Source organism: Streptomyces sp. NPDC037054, from assembly GCF_055606745.1.
Window position 1 is genome coordinate 1 of the sequence record NZ_JBVJSJ010000017.1, and the last position, 16,116, is coordinate 16,116.

Here is a 16,116-nt window from a genome sequence, read left to right on the forward strand (position 1 = left end):
ACCCCCCAGGTCATGCCTTCGACAGAGGGGACACAGTCATACCGGGCCCGGAGGCCAGCAGCCCCATTGCAGGACCGCGAAGAACATAACGGGGGTGCCCAGATTGCTCGGGCACGGGGCCCGCGGGACACCTGGGGGGTACAGGACACCTGGGGGGTGCAGGACACCCGGGGGGTGCAGGACACCCGGGGAGTGCGGGACACCCGGGGGGCAGTACGGCGGATCATCACGAGGCCATCATGCGTCAAGCCGGGCGGCATCAGCCGTCGACGGTCCGGCCGGAACCGTGTTGACCAGGCACGACCGGGCCGGGGCCGGGGCCGGAGGCGGTGGATGCGGATGCGGATGAGGAGCGGCTCGAACGCCCGGAGGGCCGGAGGTGCTTCTCGGGATCGCGGATGCCGGCGATCTCGCCGAGCCCGATGATGTAGGGCCGTAGCCGCTGCTGGAGCTGCCGGAGCTCCGCACGGAACGCGGCGTTCTCGGGCCACGCCGACTCGTCCTGATCGGGATGCCGCTCCTCGAACTCCCTCAGCCGTGGATGCCACTTGGCGAGGAACGGTGCGAGTTCGAAGTTGAGGATGTCGAGGGCGAGTTCGTACACGGAGGCGCCGCCCTTGGCGGGAGGCGGCGGGGTTCCTTCCGCCTCCAGCGGCTCGCGGTACAGTTCGAACAGGGTCTTGAGCGAGGTCAGGGCCTCGCGCAGATTCCCGCTGCCGTCGTCGAGGGGGCGGGTGGCGACGCGGGTCGCGGCCTGGAAGAACATGCGCTGAGCGGCCTGCCGCTGTCGGTCTTTGCGGTGAACACCATCTCGTTGCCGAGCACGGTGAGCTTGACCTCGGTCAACAGGGCCGAGCGGCGGTACAGCTCAAGTCCGAGCGCCACAGCCACCCCGATGAGACAGCCGACGACGATCGACAGCCGCTGCCCGCCGGTCTGGCTGATCGAATAGGCGGCGACACCGACGACGCCCCCGACGATCCCGGCCAGCAGCCCGCGGAGGACCAGCCGGACGATGTCGTTTCCCCGAAGCCTGCCTCGCCCCACCACCAGCCCCCTCAACTCCCGGAACCGCCCGCACCCATACCCTCACGACGGCGTCCCGGCCACTCTAGTGGCCACCGGGAAAGGCGACTTGGCCCCGGGCGGTCCCGACCGGATCCCTAAAGGCCCGCCCGGGTCGTGGTGTTGAGGAACTCAGTTGCCGACGCCGAGGCCGGCCATGAACGCCGTCGGGTAGCGGTCGCCGCGCGCCGCGCCCGGCGGCACCGCCTCCTCGATCGCGGCGAGATCGTCCGCGCCGAGCACCAGCTCCGTCGCGGGCAGCGCCTCGGCCAGCCGCTCGCGGGTGCGGGCGCCGACCAGCGGCACGATGTCGTCGCCCTGCGCCGCCACCCAGGCGATGGCCAGCTGGGCGACCGTGCACCCCTTCGCCTCGGCGACCCGGCGCAGCGCCTCGACGAGGGCGAGGTTGTGCTCCACGTTCCCGTCGGCGAAACGCGGGCTGAAGCCGCGGCTGTCGCCGGGACCGGCGGTGCGGCCGGCGGTCCAGTGCCCGGAAATGAGACCGCGGCCGAGCACTCCGTACGCGGTCAGGCCGATGCCGAGTTCCCGCAGGGTGGGCAGCACCTCGGCCTCCACCGCGCGGGAGATCAGCGAGTACTCGATCTGCAGGTCGGCGACCGGATGCACGGCGTGCGCGCGGCGGACCGTCGCCGCGTCGACCTCCGAGAGGCCGAGGTGGCGGACGTACCCGGCGTCGATCATCTCCTTGACCGCGCCCACCGTCTCCTCGATCGGTACAGCCGGGTCCAGCCGGGCGGGCCGGTAGATGTCGATGTGGTCGGTGCCCAGGCGGGTCAGCGAGTGGCCCAGGAAGTTCTTCACCGCCTCGGGCCGGCCGTCCATCCCGCCGAACTGGGGCCCGGGCCCCCGCAGCATGCCGAACTTGACGCTCAGCACGTAGCTGTCCCGGTCCCGGCCGCGCAGGGCCTCGGCGAGCAGCAGCTCGTTGTGGCCCATGGCGTAGAAGTCCCCGGTGTCGATCAGCGTGACGCCGGCGTCCAGCGCGGCGTGGACGGTGGCGACGCTCTCCGCGCGGTCGGCCTCGCCGTACGCGCCGGACATGCCCATCGCGCCCAGGCCCAGCGCGGAAACGGCGGGGCCGGCGGTACCCAGGGTCGGTGTGCGCATCGCGTTCTCCTCTGTCAGTGATCTGTGCGTCCACATGCGGTGATCTGTTCCGCCACCACCCTGTGCCCGCGCCGCGACGAGCGGGAGCGGAGCGTTCATCCTGGGAGAGCCGCTCCCTGGATCGGCCCGACGACGGCGAGGACGATGAGGAGCAGGGGGACGAGGACCATGAGGAGCACGGGGACGATGCAACGCGACCAGCTCGCCGACTTCCTGCGCCGCCGCCGGGAGGCGACGCGCCCGGCCGAGGTGGGCATCGCCGACGGCCCCCGCCGCCGCACCTCCGGCCTGCGCCGGGAGGAGGTGGCCGCGCTCGCCGGCATGTCGGTGGACTACGTCGTCCGCCTCGAACAGGGCCGCAGCAGCCGGCCCTCGGCCCAGCTGCTCGGCGCGCTGGCCCGGGCGCTGCGCCTCTCCGACGACGAGCGGGACCACCTGTTCCACCTGGCCGGGCACCGGCCGCCGCCCGCCGACGGAGTGGCCCGCCTGGCCCGCGCCGGCCTGATCCGCATGCTCGACCTGCTCGGCGACACCCCGGCCGTGGTCCTGTCCGACCTGGGCGAGGCCCTCGCCCAGAACCGGGCCGCCGTCCTCCTCATGGGCGACCACACGGGCCACTCCGGCGACCGCCGCTACATCGCGTACCGCTGGTTCACCGACCCCGGCGCCCGAGCCGTCACCCCGCCCGAGGAACAGGACCGCCACGCCCGCCAGCTCGTGGCCGACCTCCGCGCGGCCGCGGGCCGCCGCCCCGGCGACTCCGAGGTCACCCGGCTCGTCGACCGGCTGCGGTCGGAGAGCCCCGACTTCCGCCGCATCTGGACCGACCACGAGGTGGCGATCCGCCGCGCCGACCGCAAGACCCTCCTGCACCCCCGAGTCGGCCGACTCCTCCTGGACTGCGAAACCCTGGTCACCCCAGACCAGCGCCAACAACTCCTGGTCCTCACCCCGGCGAACCCGGAGACCCGCGAACGCATGGAACTGCTGCGGGTGATCGGGGTGGAGGAATTCCCGGCGGACAGTGCGGGCGGGGCTCGCTGAAACGGACGCCGGCCCTCGGCCACCAGCCCGTGAGAGGGAAACTCGATTCCCGACGCATCGATGTTGTGCGAGGGTCGGCCGGTGCCTGCCTCTCGAAACGAACTCGCACCGCAGTACACCCTCGACCTACTGCGCTGGCAGTTCGACTTGACTTGGTCGCTTTTCGAGTACCACCTGCAGAGGCTCGAACCCGACGACTTCCTGTGGGAACCCGCCGTGAACTGCTGGACGGTACACCCGTCCAACGGGGGAACGTGGGTGCCGGATTGGGCCGAGAGCGAGCCCGACCCCGTTCCCGTACCGACCATCGGCTGGCTGAGCTGGCACGTCGGCTGGTGGTGGAGCGTGGCCATCGACCACGTTCAGGGCAGAGCACCTCGTGAGCGGGGCGACATCACGTGGCCGGGTGCGGGCGAGCCGACTGTCGAATGGCTGCGCGGTCTACGTGCGGACTGGCTGGAGGCACTGGATCGGCTTACCAGTGCAGACCTCGACTCACCTGCCCCGTTCCCGTGGCACAACGATCCCCAGCACACCCTCGCGCACATGGTCGCCTGGGTGAACGCCGAACTGATGAAGAACGCTGCGGAAATCGGACAACTCCGTCTCCAGCGAACTGCCGACCGTCCGTCGGCAACACGGACTGACGGCTAAGGACCTGTGCACACGAGCGGACCCCTCGGGAGCTCCGACCGGCCCTGTGATCCAGAACGGCGCAGTGGTCATGGATGGCATCCCGAAAACGGGACCGGAAGCGCTGGTCACGCAGTCGGACACACAAATGACCAGAGGCCACATACCGAAGTTGGTATGTGGCCTCTGACCTGGTACTTCACTGTCGGGGTGGCGGGATTTGAACCCACGACCTCTTCGTCCCGAACGAAGCGCGCTGCCAAGCTGCGCTACACCCCGATGTCGCTGCTCGTCGCGGCGACGTCGTTTACTTTAGCCCACAGGTGGCTGTGGACGAAATCCGGTTTTGCCGCGGTGGCGGAACGGGTTGGGGCGGGCGTGGTCGAGGGCCACCAGCAGGACCGCCAGGGCGTAACAGCCGAGGCCCAGGAGGAGCGCGTTGCCCAGGACGCCCTTGTAGCCGTGCTGGTCGACGTCCAGGAACGGGTAGAGGTAGCGGGCCGGGGCTCCCGGGTCCAGGAAGGCACCCCTGGCCAGGGAGAACGCCAGGTAGGCCAGGGGGTACAGCATCCACGTCGCCGCCTGGCGCAGGTGCAGGCGGGCCGGGGGAGAGAGCAGGAGCCAGTCCAGGAGCGCCGCCAGCGGGATCACCGTGTGCAGGGTGTGGTTCGCCACGGTCTGCCATGGCGTCTGTGTTGCCGTCTGCGCTGCGGTCTGCGTTGCCGTCTCCGCTGCCGCCTGCGCTGCCGTCTGAGACGCCACTTGCGATGCCACTTGCGACGCCACCTGCGATGTCCCCTGTCCCGCCGGCGCCGGCGTCGCCCCCGCCGTCGTGAGCAGCGCATGGTGGACCGCGCCCGCGATGATCACGTAGAGCAGGGCCGCCCCCGTGAGCGCCCCCGGCACCGGGTGGCGGGCCGTCCAGGCGCGGCCGGCCGAGGCGAACATCACCAGCGCCAGCAGGACGCCGCTCTGGATCGTGAAGTAGCTCAGCACCGTCGTCGGCCTGCCGTGCAGCAGCTCGATCGTCACCGCCGCGAGGGCCGCCAACGCGATCAGCAGGCGGACGGCCGCCGCCAGTGGGCGCCGCACGGGAGGTACGACGGCCGTCGCCGGGACGTACGAGGGCAGCGGTACGGGCATGCCCGGGACCGCGGGGAGGTCCGGGATGTCCCTGGGTATCGGGGCGGTCATACCCCCGAACGTAGATACAAGGGACGTTACGGGCGATGTGGGTGGGGTGTGCGGGTTACCCGTCCCGCCCCACCAACGTCAGCAACGTCGCCTCCGGCGGGCACGCGAACCTCACCGGGGTGTACCTGTTCGTCCCGCAGCCCGCCGACACGTGGAGGTACGACGTACGGCCCTCCGCCGTGTGCGTCGACAGGCCCTTCACGCGGTCCGTGTCCAGGTCGCAGTTGGTGACCAGCGCGCCGTAGAAGGGGATGCACAGCTGGCCGCCGTGGGTGTGGCCCGCCAGGACCAGCGGGTAACCGTCCGCCGTGTACGCGTCCAGCACCCGCAGGTACGGCGCGTGCACCACGCCCATCGAGAAGTCCGCGGCGGACGACGGGCCGCCCGCCACCTCCGCGTACCTGTCCCGCTTGATGTGGGGATCGTCCAGGCCCGTGAACTCGATCGACACGCCGTCGACCTTCAGCGTGCCGCGCGTGTTCGTCAGGTTCAGCCAGCCCGCGGCGTCGAAGCCGTCCCGCAGGTCCTCCCACGGGTTGTGGATCACGCCGACGGCCGGCGGGTTGCCGTTCAGGCCGTGGCGGCCCTGGACCTTCTCCAGCAGGTAACGGGCGGGGTTGCGCAGCTTCGGGCCGTAGTAGTCGTTGGAGCCGAAGACGTACGCCCCCGGGAACTCCATCAGCGGGCCCAGCGCGTCCAGGACCTCCGGGACGCCCTCCGGGTCGGACAGGTTGTCACCCGTGTTGATCACGAAGTCGGGGCGCAGGCCGGCCAGCGAACGCAGCCAGCGCTGCTTCTTGCGCTGCCCGCCGACCATGTGGATGTCGGAGACCTGGAGCACGCGCAGCGGGCGCATCCCGGACGGCAGCGCCGGGATCGTCACCCGTCGCAGCCGGAAGGAGCGGGCCTCGAAACCCGCCGCGTACACCAGACCGGCGGCGCCGGCCGCCGCGAGGGACAGAGGTACTCCGTATCGAGCGCGCATACGACCATCGTGTCAGACCCCGCCAACTCCCGTTCCCCGCAGACCCCCCGCCCCGCAGCCCTCCCGCCCCGCGAACCCCCGCTCGGTAAATCAATGGGCGGCGTTGCCGGCGCACCTGCGACAATCGGCCCCATGACCACGCTCAAGTCGAAGCTGCAGGAAGACCTCAACGCCGCGATCAAGGAGCGCGACGAGCTCCGCTCCTCGACGCTCCGGCTGACGCTCGCCGCGATCACCAAGGAGGAGGTCGCGGGCAAGGAGAAGCGCGAGCTCTCCGACGACGAGGTCCAGAAGGTGATCACCCGCGAGGCGAAGAAGCGGCGCGAGGCCGCCGACGCGTTCGCCCAGGGCGGCCGCGCCGAGCAGGCCGAGCGGGAGAAGGCGGAGGGCGAGGTGCTCGCCGCGTACCTGCCGAAGCAGCTGTCCGACGAGGAGCTGAACGCGATCGTCGCGCAGGCCGTCGAGGAGGCCAAGGCGGCTGGTGCCGAGGGCCCGCGTGCCATGGGCGCCGTCATGAAGATCGTGAACCCGAAGGTCGCCGGCCAGGCCGAGGGCGGCCGCGTCGCCGCCGCGGTCAAGAAGCTGCTCGCCGGCTGAGCCGGCCACCAGCGCCGCGCACAGAAGCACGGTGGAACAGCAATCGGCGGCCCCTGTCTCTCGTACACATCCCGTACGGGAAACAGGGGCCGCCGTCCGCATGCCTCAGTGCCCATGGCCCAAGGCCCAACGCACAAGGCCCAATGCCCAAGGCTCAACGGTCAGCGCCGCGCGCGACCTTCAGGCACCAGCACCTTCAGGCACCAGCACCCTCAAGCACCGGCACCGTCAGGCGCCGACACCCTCAGCCACGCCCTCCGCCGTTGCCGTTCCCCCCGTTGCCGTTCCCCCCGTTGCCCTGTCCCTCGATGAAGCCCTCCGGGATGGAGAACGTCGGGTCCGGCTCGGCGCCGCCGTCTCCGCCGCCGGTCAGGCCGCCGATGAAGCCGTCGTTGTCGCCGTTGCCGTTGTCGTCGTTGCCCCGGCCGCGGTCCCGGTCCTTGTCGTCCTTGTCCTTGTCCTTGTCGAGGTCCGGGATGTCGATGAGGTTGAAGGAGCCCGCGTCCCTGCCCGCCAGGGCGCCGGTCATCGCGTCGCGCCAGATCGGGCCCGGGACCGAGCCGCCGTACACCTTGGCGTGCCACGACCCGCCGATGCTGATGTTGATCATCTTGACCTGCTGGGTGGCGCTGCCGACCCACACCGCCCCGGACAGGTTCGGCGTGTAGCCGACGAACCAGGCGTTCCTGCGCTCGTCCGTCGTGCCCGTCTTGCCGGCGTTGTCGCGGTCCGTGAGGCCCGCCTTCTGGCCCGTGCCGGAATCGACCACGCCCTGGAGCAGGGTGTTCACCGTGTCCGCGGTCTTCTCGCTCATCGCCCGCGAGCACGTCGACTTCGGTACCTGGAGCGAGTTCTGCCGGTCGCCGACGCTCTGGGTGATCGACTCGATGGCGATCGGCGTGCAGTACATGCCGCGGGAGGCGAAGGCGGCGTACGCGCTCGCCATCGTCAGCGGGGAGACGCCCTTGGAGCCGAGGGAGATGGCGGGCACCTCCGGCAGCCGCTCGCCGCTGCCCTGCACGACCTTCAGGGCGTCCGTCATCTTCATCACGGGGCACAGGCCGATGTCGGCGACCATCTGCACGAAGTAGGTGTTGACCGACTTGGCCATGGCCTCCTTCAGCCGGTACGGGCCGACCTCGGACTTGTCCTCGTTGGGCACGGTCTCGCCGCCCTGGTTCAGCCAGGGCTTGCCGCTGCACGTCGAGACCGGGTCCGGATAGGGCATCTCGTACGGGGACGGGTACTCCTGGGTGGGCGGTCGTCCTTCCTCGAGCGCGGCCGCCGCGACGAAGGGCTTGAACGTCGAGCCGGTCGGGAAGCCGTAGTTCGAGCCGCCCCTGTCGCTGCCGACCGAGTAGTTGAGCACGGTCTCGTGCCGCTTGGCGTCGGTGCCGTACGGCTTCGACTGCCCCATCGCCACGATCTTGCCGGTGCCGGGTTCGACGAGGGTGGACGCGGCGGCGACCTTGTCGCTCTTGGCGACGTGGTCCTTCAGCGACTGCTGGACGGAACTCTGGGCCTGCGGATCCAGCGTCGTCCGGATCGTCAGGCCGCCCTGGTTCCAGACCCTCGCCCGGTCCTCCTTGGTCCTGCCGAAGACCGGGTCGTTCAGGAACACCTGGCGCACGTAGTCGCAGAAGAAGCCCGCGCCCGAGACGGCCGTGATGCAGCCGTTCTTGGGCTTGCTGACCTTCAGGCCGAGCGGGGCCTTCTTCGCCTCGGCGGCCTCCGCCTCGGAGATGTCTCCGACCTCGGCCATCCGCTGGAGGACGACGTTGCGCCGCTTGACGGCCTCCGTCTCGTCGTTCACCGGGTCGTACCGGCTGGGCGACTGGACGATGCCGGCGAGGAGCGCGGACTCCGGGATGTTCAGGTCCTTGGCGGACTTGGAGAAGTAGCGCTGGGCGGCGGCCTCGATGCCGTAGGCCTGCTGGCCGAAGAACGTGATGTTCAGGTAGTTCTCGAGGATCTTCTTCTTGCCCAGCTCCTCCTCGACCTGGATCGCGTACTTGAGCTCGCGGATCTTGCGGCCGATGGTCTGCTGCGTGGCCTGCGCGACCTTCGTCGGGTCGTCGCCGGCCTCCTCGACGAAGACGTTCTTCACGTACTGCTGCGTGAGCGTGGACGCGCCCTCGGCGACGCCACCGGTCTGCGCGTTCTTGTTCAGGGCGCGCAGGACGCCCTTCAGGTCGATCGCGCCGTGCTGGTAGAAGCGCGAGTCCTCGATCGCGACGATCGCCTTCTGCATGTACGGCGAGATGTCCTTGAGGTCGACCACCGTGCGGTCGCGCGAGTACACCGTGGCGATCTGGCCGCCCTCGGCGTCCAGGATCGTGGTGCGCTGGCTCAGCGGTGGGGTCTTCATGTTGGCGGGGAGCTCGTCGAAGCTCTCCACCGTCCCCTTGGCGGCAAGCCCGAGCGCGCCGACGGCGGGCAGCGCGATGCCGGCCATGACGGCTCCCGCGAGCACACTGACTCCGAGGAACTTGGCGGCCTGCTGCGTTGGCGACAGACCACCGCCCGAGCGCTTCTTTGGCATGAGGGCAGCCTAATCCGTACTTGTGTCCGTTCCGACGGTGCCCGGTCCGCCGCGTGTGACGCCGGTGTCGGCCGACGGTGACGCGGCGGCGCGCGACGGCGCGGCAAAGTCGGGTACGGACGTTGCCATTCGCCGGACACGCGTATAGGCGTTGGCCTAAGCTGCTCTCAACTGTCACAGCAGGGCGGCCACGTAATCAATACGTCCCGGGGCCCCGGATCGTTCCGGAACCCACCGACTTTCTCCGTCGGACGTGTTGGGCCCGTGTCCGAATTCGCCTTGTGTGTCGCCCGGTGTCCTCCGTGACGCAACTGAACCATCCCGATATGCCGGGATTGTCGCGCATGTCGCCAGCTCACTCCCCTGGGTGATCTGCCGCTAACCCATAGTCCGTTCGGGCCATTCAAGATTGGGCCCGAAGGGGGTGTTGCGCTGTGTCCACCTTCCGTAACGTCCTCAACTGGCGGCGGTGAATATGCCGCTGCCGCCGTGGGGGAGCCTCGATTCGGGAGAGGACGGCGCCGGTATGGGCTGGGTAACCGACTGGAGTGCGCAGGCGGCCTGCCGCACTACCGATCCGGATGAACTGTTCGTTCAGGGAGCAGCGCAGAACAGGGCCAAGGCGGTGTGCACCGGATGCCCGGTGCGGACCGAGTGCCTGGCCGACGCGCTGGACAACCGCGTCGAATTCGGCGTGTGGGGAGGAATGACGGAGCGGGAGCGCCGCGCACTGCTGCGCAGGCGGCCGACCGTGACCTCTTGGCGCCGGCTGCTGGAGACGGCGCGCACGGAGTACGAGCGGGGCACGGGAGTCGTGCCCCTCGACGACGACGAGGTCTACGAGAACTACGCGGCGGTGAGCTGACCGCCGGACCGCGGCAGCCGACGACCGCGGCGTACGGCAGCCGACGACCGACGGTCTACGCAGCCGATGACCGACGGTCTACGGCAGTTCGTGCCGGTGTGCCGCGAGGCGGTTGCCGATGTCCCGCAGCCCCGTGAGGTCGTGCACGTCACCGGGCAGCGCGGCCACCTCGACGACAGCCACCTCGGGGTGCAGCGAGGCGAAGCGGTCACGTGTGCGCTGCTCACGCGAGAGCAGCTGCATGCGGTCGGCGTGGAGCCGCAGCAGGCCTGCGGTGAGCTGGTCGACCGATGGTTCCTCGTCGGCGTCGGAACCCTGGTCGGCGGTCTCCTCGGCGGCGGGGGAGCCTTCCTCGGGAGCCGGGTCCACTGCTGGTGTCACGGGCGCGGGAGAGTCTGAACTGTCGGACGGGTCGGGGGAGTTACGAAGTCCTTCTTTCCCGCCGTCCTGATCCACAATGCGGCGCTCCTCAAGATTTTCCGCGGCGGCGAGCGCCCGCTCGGCCGACAGCCGGCCGGCTCCGCTGCCGTGCACCCGGTTGAGCACCAGACCCGCCAGCGGCATCTTCTCCGCGGCGAGCCGCTCCACGAAGTACGCGGCCTCGCGCAGCGCGTCCCGCTCCGGGGCCGCGACCACCAGGAACGCCGTGCCCGGCGCCTGGAGCAGCTTGTACGTCGCGTCCGCGCGCGTGCGGAAGCCGCCGAACGTCGAGTCCATCGCGGCGACGAACGTCTGGACGTCCTTCAGCAGTTGACCCCCGAGCACCTTGCCGAGGGCGCCCGTCATCATCGACATCCCCACGTTCAGGAACTTCATCCCCGCCCGGCCGCCGACCTTCGCCGGGGCCAGCAGCAGCCGGATCAGCTTGCCGTCGAGGAACGAGCCGAGCCGCTTGGGCGCGTCCAGGAAGTCCAGCGCCGACCGGGACGGCGGCGTGTCCACGACGATGAGGTCCCACTCGTCCTTCGACCGCAGCTGGCCCAGCTTCTCCATCGCCATGTACTCCTGCGTGCCGGCGAAGCCCGCGGACAGCGACTGGTAGAAGGGGTTGCCCAGGATGGCGGCCGCCCGCTCCCGGTCCGCGTGCGCCTCGACGATCTCGTCGAAGGTGCGCTTCATGTCGAGCATCATCGCGTGCAGTTCGCCGTCCCCCTCGACGCCCTTCACACGGCGCGGGGTGTTGTCCAGCGAGTCGATGCCCATCGACTGGGCGAGCCTGCGCGCCGGGTCGATGGTCAGCACGACGACCTTGCGGCCCCGCTCCGCCGCGCGCAGCCCGAGTGCCGCCGCGGTGGTCGTCTTGCCGACGCCGCCCGAGCCGCAGCACACCACGATGCGCGTCTCCGGGTCGTCCAGCAGAGGGTCGATGTCGAGCACGCGCGCGGGGGAGAGCGGGCGGGCGGCGGAGTCGTGCGCGTGGACCGGGTCCGGACTCATGACATCCCCTGCTTCCGACGTCTGGTGTGCCGCACGCCTCGCGCGGACCTCATGACACGCCCTGCTCACGCAGCTCGGCGGCCAGTTCGTACAGCCCCGCCAGGTCCATGCCCTCCGCCCGCAGCGGCAGTTCGTGCCGCGGCAGGCCGAGGTCGGCGAGGGCCGCGCGCTGCTCGTGCTCCAGCGCGTACCGCTCGGCGTACTCCTCCGCCTGCTCCAGCAGGGGGTCGACCAGCCGCTCGGCGTGCCCGCCGCGCCGCGCGCCGCCGAGCCCTGCGGCGGACAGCGACCTCGCGATCGAAGAACGCGGCACGGTCCGCACGAGTTCCAGACCGGCCGCGTCCAACACCTCCGGGCGGACCATGTTCACGACGATCCGGCCCACCGGCAGGCCTGCCGCGCGCAGCTCGGCGATGCCGTCCGCGGTCTCCTGGACCGGCATCTCCTCCAGCAGCGTCACCAGGTGCACGGCCGTCTCCGGGGACTTCAGGACCCGCATCACGGCCTGCGCCTGATTGTGTATGGGGCCGATCTTCGCCAGCCCGGCCACCTCGTCGTTGACGTTGAGGAAGCGGGTGATGCGGCCCGTCGGGGGCGCGTCCATGACGACGTAGTCGTACACGAACCGGCCGTTCTTCTGCTTCCGGCGCACCGCCTCGCACGCCTTGCCGGTCAGGAGCACGTCCCGCAGGCCCGGCGCGATGGTGGTGGCGAAGTCGATCGCGCCGATCTTCTTCAGGGCCCGGCCGGCGCCGCCCAGCTTGTAGAACATCTGGAGGTAGTCCAGAAGGGCCAGTTCCGGGTCGATGGCGAGGGCGTACACCTCCCCGCCACCGGGGGCCACAGCGATCTTCCTCTCCTCGTAGGGCAGCGCCTCTGTCTCGAAGAGCTGCGCGATGCCCTGCCGGCCCTCGACCTCGACGAGGAGCGTCCGCTTCCCCTTCGTGGCCAGGGCCAGCGCTAGGGCCGCGGCGACCGTGGTCTTGCCGGTACCGCCCTTGCCGCTGACGACCTGGAGCCTGCTCACGTATTCGAGCCTAACCAGTCCGAGTCGGGACTACGCGGGAGGCTGTGGACAACGTGGCCCGGCGGGAGGCCGACGGCTGTGGACAACGCGGCCCCGGGCGGCGGAGGGAGGCGCCGGGGCAGCGGCTAGAGTCGGCCGCATGACCAAGTGGGAATACGCAACCGTGCCTCTGCTCGTCCACGCCACGAAGCAGATTCTGGACACCTGGGGCGAGGACGGCTGGGAGCTCGTCCAGGTCGTGCCCGGGCCCAACCCCGAGCAGCTCGTCGCCTACCTGAAGCGGGAGAAGCAGGCATGAGTGCCGTCGAGGCGCGCCTGGCCGAGCTGGGCCTGACGCTTCCGGAGGTCGTGCCGCCGCTCGCCGCGTACCAGCCCGCCGTGCAGACCGGCCCGTACGTCTACACCGCCGGGCAGCTCCCCATGGTGGAGGGCAAGCTGCCCGTCACCGGCAAGGTCGGCGCGGAGGTCACGCCGGAGGAGGCCAAGGAGCTGGCACGCACGTGTGCGCTGAACGCGCTGGCCGCCGTCAAGTCGGTCGCCGGTGACCTGGACCGCATCGCGCGCGTGGTGAAGGTCGTCGGCTTCGTCGCCTCCGCCTCGGACTTCACCGGCCAGCCCGCCGTCCTGAACGGCGCCAGCGAACTCCTCGCCGAGGCCCTCGGCAACAGGGGTGTGCACGCCCGCAGCGCCGTCGGCGTCGCGGTGCTGCCGCTGGACGCTCCCGTCGAGGTCGAGATCCAGGTCGAGCTGACCGAAGCGTGACGGACCGGGGGCCGCGGTGAGCGGGGCCCCCGGCATCCGGTGGCGCCGCGACCGCGCCCGCGACGCCGGGTGTGCGCGTCCCGGCCCCTCTCGAACATCAGCCCGTCACCAGATAGCCTCCGGCCATGGCGAATGGGCAGTGGTACCCCCCGGAGTGGCCGGACCGCATCCGCGCGCTCGCGGACGGCACCCTCACCCCGGTGGCCCCGAAACGCGCGGCCACCGTGATGCTCCTGCGGGACACCGGCGGCGGCCCCGCCGTGCACATGCTGCGCCGCCGCGCCTCCATGGCCTTCGCCGCCGGCGCGTACGCCTACCCCGGTGGCGGCGTCGACCCCCGCGACGACGACCACACCGTCCGCTGGGCGGGCCCCACGCGCGCGTGGTGGGCCGACCGCCTCGGCGTGTCCGAGTCCGACGCCCAGGCCATCGTCTGCGCGGCCGTCCGGGAGACGTACGAGGAGGCGGGCGTCCTGCTCGCCGGCCCCGCCCCCGACTCGGTCGTCGGCGACACCACCGGTGACGACTGGGAGGCGGACCGCGCCGCCCTCGTCGCCCGCGAGCTGTCGTTCGCGGACTTCCTCGATCGCCGCGACCTGGTGCTGCGCTCGGACCTGCTGGGCGCCTGGACCCGCTGGATCACGCCCGAGTTCGAGCCCCGCCGCTACGACACCTGGTTCTTCGTCGCCGCCCTGCCCGAGGGGCAGCGCACCCGCAACGCCTCCACGGAGGCCGACCGCACGGTGTGGATCGCCCCGCGCGAGGCCGCCGCCTCGTACGACAAGGGCGAGCTGCTGATGATGCCGCCGACGATCGCGACGCTGCGTCAGCTGGAGCCGTACGGCACCGCCGCCGAGGCGCTCGCCGCCGCCCCCGGCCGGGACCTCACGCCCGTGCTGGCCACGGCCCGGCTGGAGGACGGCGAGATCGTGCTGTCCTGGCCGGGACACGACGAGTTCACCAAGCACATCCCGACCGGTGGAGCACCCGAATGACCGACGCGAGCGCCCTGCCCGGCCAGCCGCGGGGCGGGGTCCTGTCGGGCCCGGCCACCGCACGCGCCGTCAACGTCCTGGCGCCCAACGCCTCCGCGATGACCCTGGACGGCACCAACACCTGGCTGCTGTCCGAGCCGGACTCCGGCCTCGCCGTCGTCGTCGACCCGGGCCCGATGGACGAGGGGCACCTGCGGAACGTCGTCGACACGGCCGAGCGGGCCGGCAAGCGGGTCGCCCTGACCCTGCTGACGCACGGTCACCCCGACCACGCCGAGGGCGCCGCCCGCTTCGCCGAACTGACCGGCACGCGCGTGCGTGCCCTCGACCCGGCGCTGCGGCTCGGCGACGAGGGCCTCGCCGCCGGGGACGTCGTGAAGGTCGGCGGACTGGAGCTGAGGGTGGTGCCGACGCCGGGGCACACCGCCGACTCGCTGTGCTTCCACCTCCCGGCCGACCGGGCCGTCCTGACGGGCGACACGATCCTCGGGCGCGGCACGACCATGGTGGCGCACCCCGACGGCCGTCTGGGCGACTACCTGGACTCCCTGCGCAGGCTCAGGTCGCTCACGGTGGACGACGGCGTGCACACGGTCCTGCCGGGGCACGGGCCGGTGCTGGAGGACGCCCAGGGCGCCGTCGAGTACTACCTGGCCCACCGCGCGAGCCGGCTCGCCCAGGTCGAGACGGCCGTCGAGGACGGCTACCGCACGGCCGCCGAGGTCGTCGCCCACGTCTACGCGGACGTCGACCGCTCCCTGTGGCCGGCGGCGGAACTGTCGGTGCGGGCGCAGCTGGAGTACCTGCGGGAGCACGGGCTCATCTGACGCACGCCCCGCCCCTAACCGCCCTGCCCCTGAACCGCCCCGCCCCGGCAACGCCTCTCGGCGCCTCTCACAGTTCTCGTACGCCGCGCCGTCAGCGCGAGCGCTTCGCCAGGCGCTCGACGTCCAGCAGGATCACGGCGCGCGCCTCCAGGCGCAGCCAGCCGCGCTGGGCGAAGTCCGCCAGAGCCTTGTTGACCGTCTCGCGGGACGCGCCGACCAGCTGGGCCAGCTCCTCCTGCGTGAGGTCGTGCACCACGTGGATGCCCTCCTCGGACTGCACGCCGAAGCGGCGCGACAGGTCCAGCAGGGCGCGGGCCACACGGCCCGGGACGTCCGAGAAGACCAGGTCGGACATCGCGTCGTTGGTCTTGCGCAGCCGGCGCGCGACGGCGCGCAGCAGAGCGGTGGCGACCTCGGGCCGGACGTTCAGCCAGGGCTGGAGGTCGCCGTGGCCGAGGCCGAGCAGCTTGACCTCGGTCAGCGCGGTGGCGGTCGCCGTGCGCGGGCCCGGGTCGAACAGCGACAGCTCGCCGATCAGCTCGCCGGGGCCGACGACGGCCAGCATGTTCTCGCGGCCGTCCGGGGACGTGCGGTGCAGCTTCACCTTGCCCTCGGTGACGACGTAGAGCCGGTCACCGGGGTCGCCCTCGTGGAACAGGGAGTCACCGCGCGCGAGGGTCACCTCACTCATGGAGGCGCGGAGCTCCGCGGCCTGCTCGTCGTCGAGCGCCGCGAAGAGCGGATTGCGCCGCAGAACGTCGTCCACGAGTTCTCTCCTTGTCGACCTGCTCAGGGGATCTTGCTCCCCTGCGTACACAGGGGACCGTGCTCCCCATTTTGCCGGACCGTGCAAACAGTGTGATCTGTCACAAGGATGCCGCACTGGTGTGCCCGGGTAAGCGGCAGGGGTCCAATTGGGGGCCGATCTTCCGGGTCCGGGGCGGATGTCGGTGCCGGGGCTTAGGCTGGCCGGGTGTCCAAATAGCCGGTGAGAGCACAGGCCGAGGGGGCTGCT

17 protein-coding genes and 1 tRNA gene are annotated in these 16,116 nt (G+C 71.2%); 8 read left to right on the forward strand and 10 right to left on the reverse strand.

Features of this window, described 5'->3' with window-relative positions; translation table 11 throughout:
- Nucleotides 1-259 precede the first annotated feature (259 nt).
- From ACZ7D7_RS30950 to ACZ7D7_RS30960, 3 genes are all read right to left on the reverse strand, one after another.
- Nucleotides 260-766 (reverse strand): hypothetical protein, encoded by a 507-nt coding sequence (locus tag ACZ7D7_RS30950; protein WP_470828635.1) that lies wholly within the window; start codon nt 764-766, stop codon nt 260-262.
- Entirely contained in the window at nt 691-1,047 is a 357-nt protein-coding gene (locus tag ACZ7D7_RS30955; protein WP_470828637.1) for a hypothetical protein, read from the reverse strand. Before ACZ7D7_RS30955 ends, ACZ7D7_RS30950 begins: the two co-directional genes overlap by 76 nt.
- 150 nt (nt 1,048-1,197) lie before the next feature.
- Nucleotides 1,198-2,193 carry an aldo/keto reductase gene (locus tag ACZ7D7_RS30960; RefSeq protein ID WP_470828638.1) on the reverse strand — a complete coding sequence of 332 codons (996 nt, stop codon included), beginning with the start codon at nt 2,191-2,193 and terminating at the stop codon, nt 1,198-1,200.
- Nucleotides 2,194-2,379: 186 nt separating this feature from the next.
- On the opposite strand from ACZ7D7_RS30960, the gene ACZ7D7_RS30965 reads away from it, so the two are divergent.
- Nucleotides 2,380-3,237, forward strand: a complete 858-nt coding sequence (locus ACZ7D7_RS30965; protein WP_470828639.1) for a helix-turn-helix transcriptional regulator — start codon at nt 2,380-2,382, stop codon at nt 3,235-3,237.
- Nucleotides 3,238-3,297: 60 nt separating this feature from the next.
- Complete coding sequence (locus ACZ7D7_RS30970) at nt 3,298-3,891, forward strand: DinB family protein (protein WP_470828640.1); 594 nt, start codon at nt 3,298-3,300, stop codon at nt 3,889-3,891.
- A gap of 184 nt (nt 3,892-4,075) precedes the next feature.
- On the opposite strand, the gene ACZ7D7_RS30975 is transcribed toward ACZ7D7_RS30970, so the two are convergent.
- The 3 genes from ACZ7D7_RS30975 to ACZ7D7_RS30985 form a co-directional block, all read right to left on the reverse strand.
- Nucleotides 4,076-4,149: transfer RNA gene (locus ACZ7D7_RS30975), tRNA-Pro, on the reverse strand.
- Between the two features lie 33 nt (nt 4,150-4,182).
- Complete coding sequence (locus tag ACZ7D7_RS30980; protein ID WP_470828642.1) at nt 4,183-5,064, reverse strand: Pr6Pr family membrane protein; 882 nt, start codon at nt 5,062-5,064, stop codon at nt 4,183-4,185.
- Between the two features lie 55 nt (nt 5,065-5,119).
- A complete protein-coding gene (locus ACZ7D7_RS30985) occupies nt 5,120-6,049 on the reverse strand; it encodes a metallophosphoesterase (protein WP_470828644.1) in 930 nt (309 codons plus the stop codon).
- A gap of 132 nt (nt 6,050-6,181) precedes the next feature.
- Between ACZ7D7_RS30985 and ACZ7D7_RS30990 the strand changes: the two genes are divergently transcribed.
- Nucleotides 6,182-6,646 (forward strand): GatB/YqeY domain-containing protein, encoded by a 465-nt coding sequence (locus ACZ7D7_RS30990; RefSeq protein WP_470828645.1) that lies wholly within the window; start codon nt 6,182-6,184, stop codon nt 6,644-6,646.
- 244 nt (nt 6,647-6,890) lie between these two features.
- Here ACZ7D7_RS30990 and ACZ7D7_RS30995 read toward each other — a convergent pair whose 3' ends face one another.
- Nucleotides 6,891-9,188, reverse strand: coding sequence for a transglycosylase domain-containing protein (locus ACZ7D7_RS30995; protein ID WP_470828647.1), 2,298 nt, complete (start codon nt 9,186-9,188; stop codon nt 6,891-6,893).
- A 526-nt stretch (nt 9,189-9,714) separates the two neighbouring features.
- Here ACZ7D7_RS30995 and wblA point away from each other — a divergent pair.
- On the forward strand, nt 9,715-10,053 hold the full coding sequence (wblA, locus tag ACZ7D7_RS31000) for a transcriptional regulator WblA (RefSeq protein WP_190052608.1): 339 nt from the start codon (nt 9,715-9,717) through the stop codon (nt 10,051-10,053).
- A gap of 78 nt (nt 10,054-10,131) precedes the next feature.
- Here the strand turns inward: wblA and bagB are convergent, their stop codons facing one another.
- On the reverse strand, nt 10,132-11,490 hold the full coding sequence (gene bagB / locus ACZ7D7_RS31005; RefSeq protein WP_470828648.1) for an ATPase BagB: 1,359 nt from the start codon (nt 11,488-11,490) through the stop codon (nt 10,132-10,134).
- Nucleotides 11,491-11,539: 49 nt separating this feature from the next.
- The gene (gene bagA / locus ACZ7D7_RS31010) at nt 11,540-12,517 is read right to left on the reverse strand and encodes an ATPase BagA (RefSeq protein WP_470828649.1); all 978 of its coding nucleotides are present in this window, start codon (nt 12,515-12,517) and stop codon (nt 11,540-11,542) included.
- Between the two features lie 139 nt (nt 12,518-12,656).
- Here bagA and ACZ7D7_RS31015 point away from each other — a divergent pair, with 139 nt between their 5' ends.
- The 4 genes from ACZ7D7_RS31015 (at nt 12,657) to ACZ7D7_RS31030 (ending at nt 15,101) form a co-directional block, all read left to right on the forward strand.
- Complete coding sequence (locus tag ACZ7D7_RS31015; RefSeq protein WP_009189813.1) at nt 12,657-12,815, forward strand: DUF4177 domain-containing protein; 159 nt, start codon at nt 12,657-12,659, stop codon at nt 12,813-12,815.
- Nucleotides 12,812-13,279, forward strand: coding sequence for a RidA family protein (locus ACZ7D7_RS31020; protein WP_470828651.1), 468 nt, complete (start codon nt 12,812-12,814; stop codon nt 13,277-13,279). Before ACZ7D7_RS31015 ends, ACZ7D7_RS31020 begins: the two co-directional genes overlap by 4 nt.
- Nucleotides 13,280-13,404: 125 nt before the next feature.
- On the forward strand, nt 13,405-14,274 hold the full coding sequence (locus ACZ7D7_RS31025) for an NUDIX hydrolase (RefSeq protein WP_470828652.1): 870 nt from the start codon (nt 13,405-13,407) through the stop codon (nt 14,272-14,274).
- Nucleotides 14,271-15,101, forward strand: a complete 831-nt coding sequence (locus tag ACZ7D7_RS31030) for an MBL fold metallo-hydrolase (protein WP_470828654.1) — start codon at nt 14,271-14,273, stop codon at nt 15,099-15,101. Before ACZ7D7_RS31025 ends, ACZ7D7_RS31030 begins: the two co-directional genes overlap by 4 nt.
- Before the next feature lie 91 nt (nt 15,102-15,192).
- Here the strand turns inward: ACZ7D7_RS31030 and ACZ7D7_RS31035 are convergent, their stop codons facing one another.
- Entirely contained in the window at nt 15,193-15,867 is a 675-nt protein-coding gene (locus ACZ7D7_RS31035; protein WP_189421912.1) for a Crp/Fnr family transcriptional regulator, read from the reverse strand.
- Nucleotides 15,868-16,116 lie beyond the last annotated feature (249 nt).

Bases quoted from the DNA above. Each gene is read 5' to 3' on its own strand.
- ACZ7D7_RS30950 (WP_470828635.1), bottom strand. From the start codon at position 766: ATGTTCTTCCAGGCCGCGACCCGCGTCGCCACCCGCCCCCTCGACGAC.
- ACZ7D7_RS30960 (WP_470828638.1), bottom strand. From the start codon at position 2,193: ATGCGCACACCGACCCTGGGTACCGCCGGCCCCGCCGTTTCCGCGCTG.
- ACZ7D7_RS30965 (WP_470828639.1), top strand. From the start codon at position 2,380: ATGCAACGCGACCAGCTCGCCGACTTCCTGCGCCGCCGCCGGGAGGCG.
- ACZ7D7_RS30970 (WP_470828640.1), top strand. From the start codon at position 3,298: ATGTTGTGCGAGGGTCGGCCGGTGCCTGCCTCTCGAAACGAACTCGCA.
- ACZ7D7_RS30980 (WP_470828642.1), bottom strand. From the start codon at position 5,064: ATGACCGCCCCGATACCCAGGGACATCCCGGACCTCCCCGCGGTCCCG.
- ACZ7D7_RS30985 (WP_470828644.1), bottom strand. From the start codon at position 6,049: ATGCGCGCTCGATACGGAGTACCTCTGTCCCTCGCGGCGGCCGGCGCC.
- ACZ7D7_RS30990 (WP_470828645.1), top strand. From the start codon at position 6,182: ATGACCACGCTCAAGTCGAAGCTGCAGGAAGACCTCAACGCCGCGATC.
- ACZ7D7_RS30995 (WP_470828647.1), bottom strand. From the start codon at position 9,188: ATGCCAAAGAAGCGCTCGGGCGGTGGTCTGTCGCCAACGCAGCAGGCC.
- wblA (WP_190052608.1), top strand. From the start codon at position 9,715: ATGGGCTGGGTAACCGACTGGAGTGCGCAGGCGGCCTGCCGCACTACC.
- bagB (WP_470828648.1), bottom strand. From the start codon at position 11,490: ATGAGTCCGGACCCGGTCCACGCGCACGACTCCGCCGCCCGCCCGCTC.
- ACZ7D7_RS31015 (WP_009189813.1), top strand. From the start codon at position 12,657: ATGACCAAGTGGGAATACGCAACCGTGCCTCTGCTCGTCCACGCCACG.
- ACZ7D7_RS31020 (WP_470828651.1), top strand. From the start codon at position 12,812: ATGAGTGCCGTCGAGGCGCGCCTGGCCGAGCTGGGCCTGACGCTTCCG.
- ACZ7D7_RS31025 (WP_470828652.1), top strand. From the start codon at position 13,405: ATGGCGAATGGGCAGTGGTACCCCCCGGAGTGGCCGGACCGCATCCGC.
- ACZ7D7_RS31030 (WP_470828654.1), top strand. From the start codon at position 14,271: ATGACCGACGCGAGCGCCCTGCCCGGCCAGCCGCGGGGCGGGGTCCTG.